Source organism: Caldimonas brevitalea, from assembly GCF_001017435.1.
Lineage (GTDB): Bacteria > Pseudomonadota > Gammaproteobacteria > Burkholderiales > Burkholderiaceae_C > Caldimonas > Caldimonas brevitalea.
Window position 1 is genome coordinate 1,751,566 of record NZ_CP011371.1, and the last position, 13,710, is coordinate 1,765,275.

Sequence of the window (13,710 nt, forward strand, 5' to 3'; positions counted from 1 at the left end):
TGGGTCAGGTGGGCGCGGCTGACACCGGCTGGCCGTCGTGCGGCCAGGCGGCTCAGGCGTAGAGCTTGAAGGTGTTGACGGTGCGCTCCAGCGTCGCCGCCTGGTCCTGCAGCGCCTGGGCGGCCGCCGCGGCCTGCTCCACCAAGGCGGCGTTCTGCTGCGTGATGCCGTCCATTTCGCCGACGGCCTGGCCCACCTGGGCGATGCCGCGGCTCTGTTCCTGGCTGGCGGACATGATCTCACCCATGATGGTGGCCACGCGTTGGGTGCTCGCCACCACCTCCTGCATCGTGGCGCCGGCGCCATTGACGAGGGTGCTGCCGGCCTCGACTTGCTCGACCGAGGCGACGATCAGGCTCTTGATCTCCTTGGCCGCGTTGGCAGAGCGTTGCGCCAGGCTGCGCACCTCGCTCGCCACCACCGCGAAGCCGCGGCCCTGGTCACCGGCACGCGCGGCTTCGACCGCGGCGTTCAGAGCCAGAATGTTGGTCTGGAAGGCGATACCGTCGATCACGCCGATGATGTCGGCGATCTTCTTCGACGACTGGTTGATCGAGTTCATCGTCTCGACCACCTGCGACACGGCGGTGCCGCCCTTGCTTGCCACCGCCGAAGCGTCGGCCGCCAGCTCGTTGGCACGTTGGGCGTTGTCTGCGTTCTGCTTGACCGAGCCGGTCAGCTGCTCCATCGACGACGCCGTCTGCTGCAGCGAGCTGGCCTGGTTTTCGGTGCGCGACGACAGGTCCTGATTGCCGCTGGCGATCTCGCGCGAGGCGTAGGCGATCGACGTGGTGCTTTCCATCACCTTCTGCAGCATCTGTTGCAGGCGCTCGATGAAGGTGTTGAAGCTGAGCGCGATGTCCTTGAACTCGGCACCGGCGTCGTCTGGCACCGGGAGCCGGCGCGTCAGGTCGGCATCACCGGCGGACAGGGCGTCGATGTTGGCCTTGAGCAGGGCCAGGCGCTTCATCATCGAGCGCAGGCTGACGATCAACAGCACCAGCAGCACGATGACGGCAGGGATCTGCACCATGCCCAGCTTGCCGAGGATGGCGTTGCTCTGCTGGGTCAGCAGGTGGTTGGGCAGGCCGGTGGCGAGGTACCAGGGGCTGCCGGGGATGGCCTTGATGAACAGCGTGTGGCCGGCGCCGTCCACCCTGTACTCGGATTCCAGCGTGCCTTTTTCGGCCAAGCGCGGCAGCAAGCGCTCGATCTCCGCGGCCATCGGCGAGGTGGCGCCCACCTCCGACACCTTCTTGAGCACGATGTCGCTCTTGATGTGGGTGCTGTTGCTGACGATCTTGCCGTCGCGCTCGACGATCAGGATCTGGCCCGAGACAGCTTGCTCCATGTCGGCCACCAGGCGGTTGAAGAAGCCGAGCGTGACGTCGATGGTGGAGACGCCGAACAACTCGCCACCCTTGTAGATGGCCATCGCGCAGTTGGTGCGCGGTTGCGGGCTGGCGTCGTCCTGGTAGGCATTGGCCCAGGCGCACTGTCCCTTGGGAGCCTTCTGCCCGGCCAGGTGCCAGGGCTGCTCCCAGTACTTGAGCGACTCGGGCGAGTTCCAGTGCGTGTTCTCGTTGAGCTTGCCGGCGGCGTCGCGCGCGAAGAAGGTGCTGTACTTGTCGCGCGACGGGTCACGCTTTTGCGGCAGCGGCCAGACACCGCCGCCGAACACGTTCGCGTCGCCGTACTGGTCGACGAGGCCGGGCAGCAGCGTGTCGATGACGGCGCTGTCCATCAGGGCCACGGTTTGCGTGATGCTGCGCTGCTGCGCTTCGACTTGCCGGAGCTGCTCGGTGATGCGGATCGCGATCTGGTTCACGTCGTGCCCGATCACCACGCCTTCGTTGTGCTTGAGCTGGGGGGCGACGAACAGCTGGATGACCGCGACGGTCAGCACGAGCAGGACGGCAAACAGGGCAGTGAACAGGGCCGTGTAACGGGCCTGGCTGGTCTTGAAGAGGGGCACGGGAGACTCTCGCTGTCGGTGTGGACGTCAGCGCGGACTTCGGACGTTTCAGCCGCAGCTTGAGTGCGCGGGGTGCTGGGCGAGCAGGATTCGTCCGAGGCCGTGACGCAATTCACGGCCCCGGCGAGACCCGTGCACCGGCTGGCCTGTCAGCGGGTGGTGTGCCCGTAGTGGATCGAGTCGACCACCCCGCCCTTGAAACGCACCGTTGCCGACAGGTTGCCTGGCCCGCGGTCGTACAGCCACTCGTCGACCGGCTGGCACGGCAAGACAGTGCCGATCCAGATCGACGGCACCGGTTGCAGGTTCGGGTGGTAATAGACCGGGGCGCAGTAGCTGTCCTTGAGCATCGGCTCGCCGCACTTCTGCACGAAGGACAAACGCGACTCGCCCACCGAGGCGATCTGCCCGTTGCAGCGCAGCGACTGGGCCATCACGCTGCCGCAGCCGAGCAGGCAGACGGTGATCAGGGCGCGATGTAGCGGGTGCATTGGATCACCTCCGTGCTGCGCACTGCGGTGCGAGCCGTTTCGGTCGGCCGGGCGGGTGCTCATGGCGTCTCCTCGAAGCGTCGCAAGGGGCGGGGCGGTGTCAGCAGGCCGGTGCGGCACACGGGCGCCGCGTCGGCGGTCGTCGTCGCTCGCATCTTAGACCTCGCTGCCGTGTCGGGCGTTCCCCCGATCAGCGGTGCGACGGGTCCCATTCCGGATAGGAGGGGATGGGCGCGGTGTAGTCGAGCCAGGGCACTTGGTGCGAGGTCCAGATGCGCCATTGCGGGGCGGCGCCGGGGTCGTCGTCTAGCGACGCGACGCGCAGCACCAGCGTGTCTCGCCCGGCTTTCTGTGCCACCAGCTGACTGCCACACGTGCCGCAGAAATAGCGCAGCTTGCCGGGTGACGACTCATAGGACTTGAGCGACGCCTCGCCCTGCAGCCACTTGAAGTGCTCGTGCTTTACCAAAGCCGCGGTATTGAACGCGGCCGAGTGCGCCTTGCGACAGGTGCGGCAGGCGCAGTGTTGGATGGGCGAGTCGAGCCGGGTCACTTCGTACCTGACCGCGCCGCAGAGGCAGCTGCCTTGCATGGGATCCCCTGGTCATGAATGATGGCGGGTCGCAGTGTGGCACGGCGCAGGCAACCCGTGTAACGCTCTGGGCGCCTGTGCAACGGGGGCCATCGCGCCCCCCGGTCCTTGCTGGGCACGACCCGGGTGGCCGCGATGCCTGCTACTTCCCCCAAGAATCCTTCAAACCGGTGATCTTGTTGAACACCAATTGTCCGGGGGCATGCGCCTTGCGGTCGGTCACGAAATAGCCGTGCCGCTCGAATTGGAAGCGCGCTTCGGCGCCGGCCTGGGCCAGCGACGGCTCGAGGTAGGCGGTCACCACCTTCATGCTGTCCGGGTTCAGCGCCTGTTTGAAGTCCTTGCCGCCGGCGTCAGGTTGCGCCTCGGTGAACAAACGGTCGTAGAGCCGCACTTCTGCCGGCACTGCGTCGGCCGCGCCGATCCAGGTGATGACCCCCTTGACCTTCACGCTGTCGGCGCCCGGCGTGCCGCTCTTGGTGTCGGGCACCACTTCGGCTTGCACGGCCGTCACGCGGCCCTGGTCGTCTTTCTCGCAGCCGGTGCACTTGATGACGTAGCCGTACTTCAGCCGCACCATGTTGCCGGGATAGAGGCGGTGGTACCCCTTGGGCGGCGCTTCCATGAAGTCTTCGCGCTCGATCCACAGCTCCCGTCCCAGCGCGAACTCGCGCTTGCCCAGTTCCGGACGCGCCGGATGGGCGGGCGCGCCGCACGGCTCCAGGTGCGCGTCGCTGCCGAACAGCTCGGCCCAGTTGGTCAACCGCAGCTTGAGCGGGTCGAGCACGGCCATCGCGCGCGGCGCCTTGCCTTCGAGGTCTTCGCGTAGCGCACCGTCGAGGTTGGCGTAGTCGATCCAGCCGCCGGCCTTGCTGACGCCGGTTCGCTCGCAGAACAAGCGGATCGCCTCCGGCGTGTAGCCACGCCGGCGCAAGCCGACGATGGTGGGCATGCGGGGGTCGTCCCAGCCGTCGACGATGCCTTCGTCCACCAGCTGCTTGAGCTTGCGCTTGCTGGTGATCACATAGGTGAGGTTGAGCCGGGCGAATTCGTACTGGTGCGGCAGGTTGAAGGGCTCGATCTTGTGCGCCTGCAGCGCATGCGCGAGCAGCGGCGTGAAGTGCCGTGTTTCACGCTCGAGCAGGTCGAAGAAGGGGCCCAGCTCGTCGGCTACCGCGTCGGGTGTCTGCTCCCAGCGCTGGAACAAGGCGCACAGCTGCGTTTCGGCATCGCTGCTGTACAGCTTGTGCGCGAAGCCGCTGCAGTGCAGCGCGAACTGCCGCGCGGTGTCGCCGCCCTGCTGGCGGATCTGCGCGACGAGTTGCCGCGCCGCCTCGAACTCGGGCGCGCGCAGGATCGGCACGATACGCTCCAGCGTCCAGTCGTAGAAGGGGCGCTGGTCCTCGAACTCGAGCGTGCAGACCGAGTGGGTGATGTTTTCCAGCGCGTCTTCGATTGGGTGCGCGAAGCTGTACATCGGATAGATGCACCAGGTGTCGCCGGTGTTGTGGTGGGTGGCGTGCTTGATGCGGTAGATCGCCGGGTCGCGCATGTTGATGTTGGGCGAGGCCATGTCGATCTTGGCGCGCACCACCATCGCGCCGTCGGGGTGCCGGCCGTCGCGCATTTCGCGCAGGCGGGCCAGGCTTTCGGCGGGCGGGCGGTTGCGGAAAGGGCTGTCGGTGCCGGGGGTGCCGAAATCACCGCGGCGCGCGCGCATTTCGTCGGGCGTCTGCTCGTCCACGTAGGCGTGGCCGTTCTCGATCAGGTACTCGGCCGCGCGGTACATGAAGTCGAAATAATTGCTCGCGTAGTACAGATGCGAGCTGCCATAGGCGTCCCAGCTGTAGCCCAGCCACTGCACGGCATCGAGGATGGAATCGACGTACTCCTGTTCTTCCTTCTCGGGGTTGGTGTCGTCGAAGCGCATGTGGCAGACGCCGCCGTAGTCCTGCGCCAGGCCGAAGTTGACCCAGATGCTTTTGGCGTGGCCCACGTGCAGGTAGCCGTTGGGCTCCGGCGGGAAGCGCAGGCGCACGCGGGCGGGGTCGAGCGGGCCGCTGGCCTGGTGCGTCGAGTCGCCCGGGGTGCCGGCGTAGCGGCGGCCGTCGTAGCGGCCTTCTGCGAGGTCGCGCTCTATGATGCCGCGCAGGAAGTTGCTGGGCTTGTGCTCTTCTTTGGAGGGGGCCGTCATGGTGGGCTGTAAGGGGCGGAAAGGGCCGAAGAAAAAGTTACGGCCATTCTACGAGCCCGCTTCGGGCGACACCTTGCAAGGGGCGCGTCCGGCCCGCAGTAAGGGCTGGCGCGCTTTGTGAGCGCGCACACAAACGGTCGCAAGCGGATGCAATCTCTTCTGCTATGGTCCCGCCGACTTTGCTCGCCCACCCTTGCGCCATGCTGCCCGATGTCGATCTGCCCGCCTTGCTTGCCCGCGTCGCCCACGGCGATCGTTCGGCATTCCGGGCCCTCTACGATGCGACGCAATCGCATCTGTTTCCCGTCGCGCGGCGCATCACGGGCAGCGACAGCACCGCCGCCGACGTGCTGCAGGAGTCGTACATGGCGATGTGGCACCGGGCCGACAGCTACGACCCGAGCCGCGCGGCCGTCATGACGTGGATGACCACCATCGTGCGCAACCGCTGCTTCGACCGTCTGGGTTCGGCGTCGTACCGGCACGAGACGGCGCTGCCGGAGGAAGATCTCGACGGCTTGTGGCAAGTGCATGAGCATGAACGCGACGGCTCGGCCTGGGTCGGCGAGTCGCTCCAGCGCGAGCGACTGCAGCGCTGCCTGGGCCGCCTCGACGGCCGCCAGCGGCAGACCGTGGCGCTGGCGTTCCTGCGTGGCCTCAGCCACGCCGAAGTGGCGCAGCACCTGGGCGAGCCGCTCGGCTCGGTCAAGGGCTGGATCCGCCGGGCGCTGTCGCATCTGAAAGACTGCCTGGGGGCCGCGGTATGAGCGTTGCAGGCGAAGTGCGCAGCGCGGAGGTCGCTCGATGAAGCTGCCGCCGCCCGGAATGCTGGACCGACTGGCCGGTGAATATGTATTGGGCACGATGCGCGGCGGCGCGCGGCGCCGCTTCGAACACTGGATGCGCGACAACCAGTGGCTGCGCGGTCGCGTCAGCGACTGGGAGCGCCGGCTGATGCCGATGGCGGCCTGGCTGCCGCGCGAGTCGGCGCCGCCCGGCACCTGGGACCGGCTCGAGCGGCGGCTGTTCGGCCACGGCGACCCGGTGATCCGCCAGGTCGGTGTGGGCACGACGGTCAGCCGCTGGCCGCTGCGCCTGGCCACGGCGTGGGCGGCATTGGCGTCGTTGTCGCTGGCCGCAGTGCTGGGCGTGCTGTGGCTGTCGCCGGAGCGACCGGCGGCGCCGGGCGACGCGACCATCGCGGAAACCGGTCAACAGGGCTTGCCGGCGAGTTATCTCGCCGTGCTGTCGGATGAGCAGGGCCGCACGACCTTGGTCGCCAGCGCGCCGCGTCACGGCCGCCAGCTCGAACTGAAGGTACTGCGGCCCACGGCGCCGCCTGTTGGCCGGCAGTGGGTGCTGTGGGCGCAATCGGCCGCGGGTGAGCGAACGGCGCTCGGTGTCGTCGAGCTGAACGGCCGTACCCGGCTCGACCTCGCCGGGACCGCCGAGCAACGGCTGTCGAACGCCGCGAGCTTGTTGATCAGTGCCGAGCCGGACGCGGCGGCGCCGCCCGACCAGCCCACCCGGGTCGCGTGGTCCGGCCCCTGCGTCAAAACCTGGTAACAATTTCGTCGGACGACGCGCAGAATTCCGAGATCCAGGTCGGCGGCTGTGCCGTATATCGTTCGTACCCGCTGTGGGTACGTCTGATAGGGAGATCCCGACATGTACAACTCGACCGTTTCCGCTTTCCGCACTGTCTCGCAGCCTCGCCTGCTGGCCCTCTCGGCCTTGAGCGCCTTCACGTTTGCCTGCGCGTTCGCGCTGTCGCCGCTGCCGACCCACGCCGCCGACACTGGGGGCAGTTCCAGCACCGCCGCGCCGGCCGCCGACGCCGACATGGCGGCGGGGCGCAAGGCCGTGCAAGACAAGCGTTGGGCTGAGGCGGTCACCCACTTGCGCAAGGTCGTCGAGCGGGACCCGAACAACGCCGACGCGCACAACCTGCTCGGCTATTCCTACCGCTGGCAGAACCGGATGGACGAATCGTTCGCCCATTACGGCAAGGCGCTGGCGATCGACCCGCAGCACCGCGGCGCGCACGAATATGTCGGCGTCGCCTACCTGAAGGTGGGCAACCCGGCCAAGGCCGAGGAGCACCTGGCCAAGCTGCAGCAGATCTGCGGCAGCAACTGTGAAGAAACCCGCTCGCTGGCGGCCAAGGTGGCCGAATACCAGGCCGCCAAGCGCTGAAAGCGCACGGGGTCAGTGGGTGGTCACGCGCACGCCCCGCCAGCCCGGGCAGCGAGACAGGCCCGCGATAGCTTCGGTAGCGTCCGTTACGCCCTGCATCGAAGGTAAAGATGAGGTAAAGCGGCCCTCCGAATGGCGGGGTGGCGCGTTGAATGCCCAAGGCCCGCGACGAGGGCCGCCAAGGAGAACCTGATGAAGATTGCCGCCATCTTTGGAAGTGCCGCGGTTGCGCTGGCCGGGCTTGTGGCCGCCGTGCCGGCCCAGGCGGGTGACGTGTACTGGTCGGTGGGCGTGCATGGCCCGGGCGTGACAACGTCGGTGTCCAACCTGCCGCCGGTGCACTATGCGCCGCCGCCCGTGGTGTACCGCGCGCCGCCGGTCGTCTATGCGCCGCAACCGGTCTACGTCCAGCCGGCGCCGGTGTACGTGGCGCCCGGATACTGGGGCCACCGGGGTCACCACCACCACCACCATCATCACCATCGCCACCACGGTCATGGTCACGGCCATCACGGGCACCACGGCCATGGCCACCATGGTCACCACGGCGGCTGGGGCCGCTGAAGCCGACAGCCCTCCTGCCGGCGGCTGAGCACGCCGGCGCGCGAGCCCGCTGGCGCCCAAAAAAGGCGGCCTGGGAGCCGCCGAGGCAGTGGCAAGGGGTGCCTCTCGGCACCCTTTGGTCAACCGGCCAACGCTTGGGCCGTGGTCACCAGTTGTCGGAACGGGTCACGGTGTCCCAGACGCCGGGACGTGCCGAGTAGACACTGATGACACCGTAGAACTGCTCGCCCTTGTCGTTGAAACGCACCGCATTGGTGACCGGCGCCAGTGCGTCGATGCGCTTGAGTTCCTCGGTCACCAACTTGCCATCGACGCTGCGGGCCTTTTGCATGGCCGCGGTGAGGACGTAGACCGCGTCGTAGGCGTAGTGCGCGCCATACACCGGCTCGCTCTGGTAGGCATTCTGGTATTTGTCGAGGAAGGCCTTGCCCTGCAGGAACTCGCGCGTCTCGATGATGGGCGAGGTCGCGTAGACTGCCTTGATGGGCAGCGCCGCCTTGATCAGCTTGTCGGTCTTGATCGTGTCGCCGCCCAGGATCTGCATCTTGTGCAACCCGGCCTTCGCGAGTTGATCGATCAGCGCCAGCGTCTGGAAGTCGGCCAGCGTGGTGACGATCACGTCCACCTCGGCGGCCTTCAATTCGTCCACCAAAGCTTCGAATTCGGTCGTCTTGTCGTCGAGGGACTTGCGCACCGCCACGGGCTTGTTGCGCACCTTGATCTGCTCGGCCGCGCTGTCCGCCAGCCCCTTGCCGTAAGGCGTGTTGTCGTCGAGCACCCCATAGCGCCGGCCGTTCAGGCCGGTCGCGGCATAAGAACCCATCGCCTTGGCCTGCAACGCATCGTTGGCGACCAGGCGCAAGGTGGTGGGCAGGCCCATGCGGGTGTACTCGGGCTTGGTCGAGATGGCCAGCTGAGGAATGTGGTGCTCCGCGTAGACCGGCGCCGCCGCCATGCTGACACCCGAGTTCAGATGGCCGACGACGGCTGATACTTTGGCGGCGGCCAGTTGCCGCGCGGCCGCCTTGCCGGTCTCGGCGTCGGCCTTGTCGTCGACCGCCACCACTTCGAGCTTGACCGGCTTGCCGTCGATCTTCAGGCCCTGCCGGTTGAGGTCGTTCACGGCCAGCTCCACCCCGCGGAGCATGTCCTGACCCAATGCCGCGAGCGGCCCGGACAAGGGTTGCGCCACGCCGATCTTGACGGTGTCCGGAATGGGTGAGCAGGCCGCAAGGGCCAGACTGATGGCGGTCAAGGCGCCCAGGCCGGGCAGGGAACGGAACATTCAGGTACTCCTCAGGTTGGCGCGATGATACGAAATGTAATCGCGCTGGCCGGGCCGGACTGCAGGTTTTGAGCCAAGATTGGCGATGAAACCCCCGATTCTGGTGGGTATCACCGCCGAAAAGGACGGCAAGTGAGTGCAACACTTCGTCCGCGATCGGGGTGTCACATTGCTTTGAAGCGCGTGGCGTAGAGCCGGCTGACGGCCAGCGTGCCTGCTCCGTCCTTCAGCACCAGGCTGAGTTTGCCGGTCTCATGTCGTTGTATGGAATGGATCGCGCTGGCCCGTACCACCGTGCCACGGTGCACCTGCCAGAACTGCTCTGCGTCAAGTTGGGGCAGCAGTTCGCGCAGCGCGGTGCGGATCAGATAGTCGCGCTCGGCCGTCACCACCCGCACGTACTTGTCCGCCGCTTCGAAATACAACACCTCGGCCACCGGGACGAGGTGGATGTGGTGGCCGACCGCTGCCTGCAGCACCTGCAGTGGCGCGGGCCGATGCGGGGACGATGGTATGTCCGCGTGTTGCAGCAGCAGACCGCGCAACTGTGCCAGCAGGGGGTCGGTGTGCACCGCCGCACCCGCCTGGCTGCGCCGGGCCAGCGTCTCGCGCAGCCGGGCACAGCACTGCGCCAGCCGGGCCGGTGCCACCGGTTTGAGCAGGTAGTCGACGGCCGCGGTCTCGAAGGCCTGCACCGCGTACTGGTCGTAAGCGGTGACGAACACGATGAGCGGCAGGTCGTTCGCGTCCTCGGGCCAATCCTCGGCCAGGGCCTGGGCGACCTCCAGTCCGCTCAGCCCCGGCATGCGGATGTCCAGGAAACAGACCGAGGGGCGCTGCGCCAGCGCCTGCTCGAGTGCAGCGGTACCGTTGGCGGCCAGCGGCAGCACCCGCAGCTCGGGCCAGGCCTTCGCCAGCTCGGTCTGCAGCGCATGGGCCAGCAAGGGTTCGTCTTCAGCGATCAGGGCGGTCGGCGGTGCCATCTCGGACGGTGTGAGGCAGGTGGATTTCGGCAACGGTGCCGGGCCCGGGCCCGGCCGCGGCGAGCCGCAGCGAGGCTCGGCCACCGTACACCGCCGCGAGGCGCTGGCGCACTTGTTCGAGCCCGAAGCCGGTGTGGTGGCGGCCAGCGGGTGCGCTCTGCAGCCCGACGCCGGTGTCTCGCACCACCAGCTTCAGCCCACCGTCGTCGCGGGCCGCCGACACCTCCAGCCGCCCGCCGTCGACCGCCGGCTCCAGCCCGTGCTGGATGGCGTTCTCGACGAGAGGCTGCAGCAGCAGCGGCGGCACCGGCTCGGCGGCCAGGTCGGCGGGCAACTCGAAATGCGCTTGCAGGCGCGGGCCCATGCGCACTTGCATCAACTGCAGGTAGTCGTCGAGGCGTGCGAACTCTGCCGCCAGGCTGTGCCACTCGGTGCGCGATGCGCTCAGGCTGGCGCGCAAGAAGGCGATCAGCCGGTCGAGCATGGCTTGCGCGGCTGGCGGGTCGAGCGCGATCAGGGCGCGCAGGTTGGCCAGCGTGTTGAACAGCATGTGCGGTTCGAGCTGGGCCTGCAGCAGCCGCAACTGGTGTTCGGTGGCGAGGCGGCGGGCGGCCTGGGCTTCGGCGTCCGCGCTCGAGACGCGGTTGGCGGAGTAGAAGAAATAGCTGGCGCCGACGGCCACCGCGAGGGACAGGCCCAGCAGCGACACGTACGCGGGCAGGCTGCCGGACGACGGCTGCACCGGGTGGCCGGTCAAGGCACGTGCCAGCTGGACGCCGAGGGGATAGGCCAGCGCGACGCCGCCGACCACGCAAACGGCCATCCAGCGCCAGCCGGGCCAGCCGTAGCGGGCGGGCGTGGACCCGGGGTCGGCGGCGTGCAGGCGGCGTGCCACGAGGATGCGGGAGACGTCGATGAACAACCAGCAGGGCACGCCGATGCACAGCGAGTAGGCGATGCTGACGCCGAGGTGCTGGCGTTGGGCTGCATAGACCGCGAGCCCGACAGCGATGCACATCACGGCGTTGACCGCGCCGCGCCGCAGCAACGGCCGCCACTGGGGGCCGGCGAGCGGTGACATCACGGCGGCGGTCGGGCGACCGATCGGATCGCTCATCGGGGAGCCTCCGTGCTCGGTACTGTGGAGCGAGCGCCTTCAGGCGGCCGGGCCGTGATCATGGTCACCATTGTCGTCAACTCGGCGCGCCGCGCTCGGTCGCGAGGAGCGGGGTGGCCGCCCGGCTCACATCAGCCCGAGCCATTGCTGCCACACCAGCCGCCCCAGGTAGCGTTGCGGCAGCAGCGCAAACGCGCCGGCCACCAGGCAGCCGCTGATATAGGTGGCCCACATGGCCCGCCGGTGCGACTGCACCCGATGGTGCGCGATGCTCCAGATGCCCCAGCCGAGCCCGGCGAAGGTGGCCAGCGTCACCAGGTGGATCGGCGTGTAGCCGGCGATGTTGGGCAGCCGGTAGTCGCGGATGAAAACGCTGGTGAGGGCGGCGCCGAGCATCAGCGTCACCCAGGCGTAGCCGCCGCCGCGGTGCCAGCGCGAGCCCTTGCGCGCGGTGAGCGCGAACGGCCCGAGCAGCAGCGCGCTGACGGCAAAACCGATGTGCAGCAGGATGGCAGGGGAGGGCAGCGGCAGGGACATGGACGGCTCCTGAAGTGATGCCGCCACTGTCGGGTGTCGCCGCCACCAGGGCGAGCCGTTTGCGACGAACCGCCGCGGGCAGGCCGCCAGTTGCAGCGTGGCGGCGCGAGATGCGCCGCCCGCCAGTGGCCGAACCGCCCAGAACGCCCGCGCCGCCGCTTGCGCGTCCGCAAGAGCCGGCAAGCCCCAGGCTCACCGGCGCCGCGACCGCCCGCCGAGCAAGCTGCCCAGCACACCGCGGATCAACTCGCGCCCGACGCTGCTGCCGATGCTGCGGGCAGCCGACTTGGCCAGCGCGTCCACCACCCCTTCACGGCGCCCGCCGCGCGGGCCGGTGGAGCCGAACAGCACGTCGCTCAGCCCGCCGAGCATGCCCCCGCCGCTGTCGCCCTCGTCTGCGCTTGTCGCCCCGCGCCCCGTGTCGCGGCCCACAGCCGGTGTCTGCGCCGTCTCGGCCCGTGCCTTCAGCCGTTCATAGGCCGATTCGCGGTCGACCGCCTTTTCATAGACGCCGGCCACCAACGAGGCCTGCAGCAGGGCTTGCCGTTGTGCCGCCGTGATGGGGCCGATCTGGCTGGCTGGTGGCAGCACGTAGACCCGCTGGGTCACGCCCGGGCGGCCCTTGTCGTCGAGCAGGCTGACCAGAGCCTCGCCGACCGCCAGCTCGGTGATCGCCGTGGCCGTGTCGAGTTCTGGGTTGACGCGCATCGTCTCGGCCGCGGCCTTGACGGCCTTCTGGTCGCGCGGCGTGAAGGCGCGCAGCGCGTGCTGCACCCGGTTGCCCAGCTGGCCCAGCACCGAATCGGGCACGTCGAGCGGGTTTTGCGTCACGAAGTAGACGCCCACTCCTTTCGAGCGCACCAGCCGGACGACCAGTTCGATCCGTTCGACCAGCGCCTTGGGCGCATCGTCGAACAGCAAATGGGCCTCGTCGAAGAAAAACACCAGCTTGGGCTGGTCGAGGTCGCCTACTTCGGGCAGCAACTCGAACAGTTCGGACAGCATCCACAGCAAAAAGGTGGCGTAAAGGCGCGGCGCGTTCAGCAGCTTGTCGGCCGCCAGCACGTTGACCACACCACGGCCGTCGACGGTCTGCATGAAGTCGGCGATGTCCAACATCGGCTCGCCGAAAAACCGCTCACCGCCTTGTTCGCCGATCTGCAGCAGCCCGCGCTGGATCGCGCCGACGCTGGCCGCGCTGATGTTGCCGTATTCGGTCGTGTAGCGACTGGCGTTGTCGCCCACGTGCTGCAGCATGGCGCGCAAATCCTTCAAGTCGAGCAGCAGCAGGCCGTTGTCGTCGGCGATCTTGAACACCAGCGACAGCACACCTTGCTGCGTGTCGTTCAGGTTCAGCATGCGGCCCAGCAGCAGCGGGCCCATGTCGGACACAGTGGCGCGCAGCGGGTGGCCTTGCTCGCCGAACACGTCCCACAAGGTGGTGGGGCAGGCCGCCGGCGTCGGCGCCGGCAGGCCCCGCTCTTGCAACAACTGGGACAGCTTGGGGCTGAGCGAGCCGGGCTGCGAGATGCCGGTCAGGTCGCCCTTGACGTCGGCCAGGAACACCGGCACGCCGATGCGCGAGAAGTTCTCGGCCAGCGTCTGCAGCGTGATGGTCTTGCCGGTGCCGGTGGCGCCGGTGATCAAGCCGTGTCGGTTCGCCAGCGCCGGCAACAGGAAAGTCTCGGTGTCGTGGTGCTTGGCGAGCAGGATGGGGTCGGCCATGACGGTTTCCGTAAGTAAAGGCGGGGGCGAGCCCCGGTAAAATCGCAGTCT

The 13,710-nt window shown here is 68.2% G+C and carries 13 protein-coding genes; 4 read left to right on the plus strand and 9 right to left on the minus strand.

Annotation, left to right across the window (positions count from 1 at the left end; genetic code table 11):
• Positions 1–52: 52 nt before the first annotated feature.
• From AAW51_RS07695 to AAW51_RS07710, 4 genes are all read right to left on the minus strand, one after another.
• Positions 53–1,975: a methyl-accepting chemotaxis protein gene (locus tag AAW51_RS07695; protein ID WP_047194138.1), complete on the minus strand. Its 1,923-nt coding sequence runs from the start codon at positions 1,973–1,975 to the stop codon at positions 53–55.
• Positions 1,976–2,124: 149 nt separating this feature from the next.
• The gene (locus tag AAW51_RS07700; RefSeq protein ID WP_047197549.1) at positions 2,125–2,466 is read right to left on the minus strand and encodes a DUF2845 domain-containing protein; all 342 of its coding nucleotides are present in this window, start codon (positions 2,464–2,466) and stop codon (positions 2,125–2,127) included.
• A 190-nt stretch (positions 2,467–2,656) separates the two neighbouring features.
• A complete protein-coding gene (locus tag AAW51_RS07705) occupies positions 2,657–3,058 on the minus strand; it encodes a GFA family protein (RefSeq protein WP_047194139.1) in 402 nt (133 codons plus the stop codon).
• Between the two features lie 142 nt (positions 3,059–3,200).
• Positions 3,201–5,252 (minus strand): glutamine--tRNA ligase, encoded by a 2,052-nt coding sequence (locus AAW51_RS07710; RefSeq protein WP_047194140.1) that lies wholly within the window; start codon positions 5,250–5,252, stop codon positions 3,201–3,203.
• 164 nt (positions 5,253–5,416) lie between these two features.
• Here AAW51_RS07710 and AAW51_RS07715 point away from each other — a divergent pair, with 164 nt between their 5' ends.
• From AAW51_RS07715 to AAW51_RS07730, 4 genes are all read left to right on the plus strand, one after another.
• On the plus strand, positions 5,417–6,019 hold the full coding sequence (locus tag AAW51_RS07715) for an RNA polymerase sigma factor (RefSeq protein ID WP_238947790.1): 603 nt from the start codon (positions 5,417–5,419) through the stop codon (positions 6,017–6,019).
• Between the two features lie 37 nt (positions 6,020–6,056).
• On the plus strand, positions 6,057–6,818 hold the full coding sequence (locus AAW51_RS07720; RefSeq protein WP_157359664.1) for an anti-sigma factor: 762 nt from the start codon (positions 6,057–6,059) through the stop codon (positions 6,816–6,818).
• Positions 6,819–6,920: 102 nt separating this feature from the next.
• Positions 6,921–7,448, plus strand: a complete 528-nt coding sequence (locus tag AAW51_RS07725; RefSeq protein ID WP_053013419.1) for a tetratricopeptide repeat protein — start codon at positions 6,921–6,923, stop codon at positions 7,446–7,448.
• Positions 7,449–7,640: 192 nt separating this feature from the next.
• On the plus strand, positions 7,641–8,012 hold the full coding sequence (locus AAW51_RS07730; protein ID WP_047194142.1) for a hypothetical protein: 372 nt from the start codon (positions 7,641–7,643) through the stop codon (positions 8,010–8,012).
• 145 nt (positions 8,013–8,157) lie between these two features.
• On the opposite strand, the gene AAW51_RS07735 is transcribed toward AAW51_RS07730, so the two are convergent.
• From AAW51_RS07735 to AAW51_RS07755, 5 genes are all read right to left on the minus strand, one after another.
• A complete protein-coding gene (locus AAW51_RS07735) occupies positions 8,158–9,297 on the minus strand; it encodes a branched-chain amino acid ABC transporter substrate-binding protein (protein ID WP_047194143.1) in 1,140 nt (379 codons plus the stop codon).
• A gap of 164 nt (positions 9,298–9,461) precedes the next feature.
• Positions 9,462–10,280, minus strand: a complete 819-nt coding sequence (locus AAW51_RS07740; RefSeq protein ID WP_047194144.1) for a LytR/AlgR family response regulator transcription factor — start codon at positions 10,278–10,280, stop codon at positions 9,462–9,464.
• Positions 10,252–11,397, minus strand: coding sequence for a sensor histidine kinase (locus AAW51_RS07745; RefSeq protein ID WP_238947791.1), 1,146 nt, complete (start codon positions 11,395–11,397; stop codon positions 10,252–10,254). Before AAW51_RS07745 ends, AAW51_RS07740 begins: the two co-directional genes overlap by 29 nt.
• A gap of 126 nt (positions 11,398–11,523) precedes the next feature.
• On the minus strand, positions 11,524–11,934 hold the full coding sequence (locus AAW51_RS07750; RefSeq protein WP_047194145.1) for a DUF2306 domain-containing protein: 411 nt from the start codon (positions 11,932–11,934) through the stop codon (positions 11,524–11,526).
• Between the two features lie 192 nt (positions 11,935–12,126).
• Positions 12,127–13,659 (minus strand): helicase HerA-like domain-containing protein, encoded by a 1,533-nt coding sequence (locus AAW51_RS07755; RefSeq protein WP_047194146.1) that lies wholly within the window; start codon positions 13,657–13,659, stop codon positions 12,127–12,129.
• Between the last annotated feature and the right edge of the window lie 51 nt (positions 13,660–13,710).

What these genes read in the sequence shown, in the direction of transcription:
- AAW51_RS07700 (WP_047197549.1), bottom strand. Translation starts at nt 2,466, where the DNA reads ATGCACCCGCTACATCGCGCCCTGATCACCGTCTGCCTGCTCGGCTGC.
- AAW51_RS07705 (WP_047194139.1), bottom strand. Translation starts at nt 3,058, where the DNA reads ATGCAAGGCAGCTGCCTCTGCGGCGCGGTCAGGTACGAAGTGACCCGG.
- AAW51_RS07710 (WP_047194140.1), bottom strand. Translation starts at nt 5,252, where the DNA reads ATGACGGCCCCCTCCAAAGAAGAGCACAAGCCCAGCAACTTCCTGCGC.
- AAW51_RS07715 (WP_238947790.1), top strand. Translation starts at nt 5,417, where the DNA reads ATGGTCCCGCCGACTTTGCTCGCCCACCCTTGCGCCATGCTGCCCGAT.
- AAW51_RS07720 (WP_157359664.1), top strand. Translation starts at nt 6,057, where the DNA reads ATGAAGCTGCCGCCGCCCGGAATGCTGGACCGACTGGCCGGTGAATAT.
- AAW51_RS07725 (WP_053013419.1), top strand. Translation starts at nt 6,921, where the DNA reads ATGTACAACTCGACCGTTTCCGCTTTCCGCACTGTCTCGCAGCCTCGC.
- AAW51_RS07730 (WP_047194142.1), top strand. Translation starts at nt 7,641, where the DNA reads ATGAAGATTGCCGCCATCTTTGGAAGTGCCGCGGTTGCGCTGGCCGGG.
- AAW51_RS07735 (WP_047194143.1), bottom strand. Translation starts at nt 9,297, where the DNA reads ATGTTCCGTTCCCTGCCCGGCCTGGGCGCCTTGACCGCCATCAGTCTG.
- AAW51_RS07740 (WP_047194144.1), bottom strand. Translation starts at nt 10,280, where the DNA reads ATGGCACCGCCGACCGCCCTGATCGCTGAAGACGAACCCTTGCTGGCC.
- AAW51_RS07745 (WP_238947791.1), bottom strand. Translation starts at nt 11,397, where the DNA reads ATGAGCGATCCGATCGGTCGCCCGACCGCCGCCGTGATGTCACCGCTC.
- AAW51_RS07750 (WP_047194145.1), bottom strand. Translation starts at nt 11,934, where the DNA reads ATGTCCCTGCCGCTGCCCTCCCCTGCCATCCTGCTGCACATCGGTTTT.
- AAW51_RS07755 (WP_047194146.1), bottom strand. Translation starts at nt 13,659, where the DNA reads ATGGCCGACCCCATCCTGCTCGCCAAGCACCACGACACCGAGACTTTC.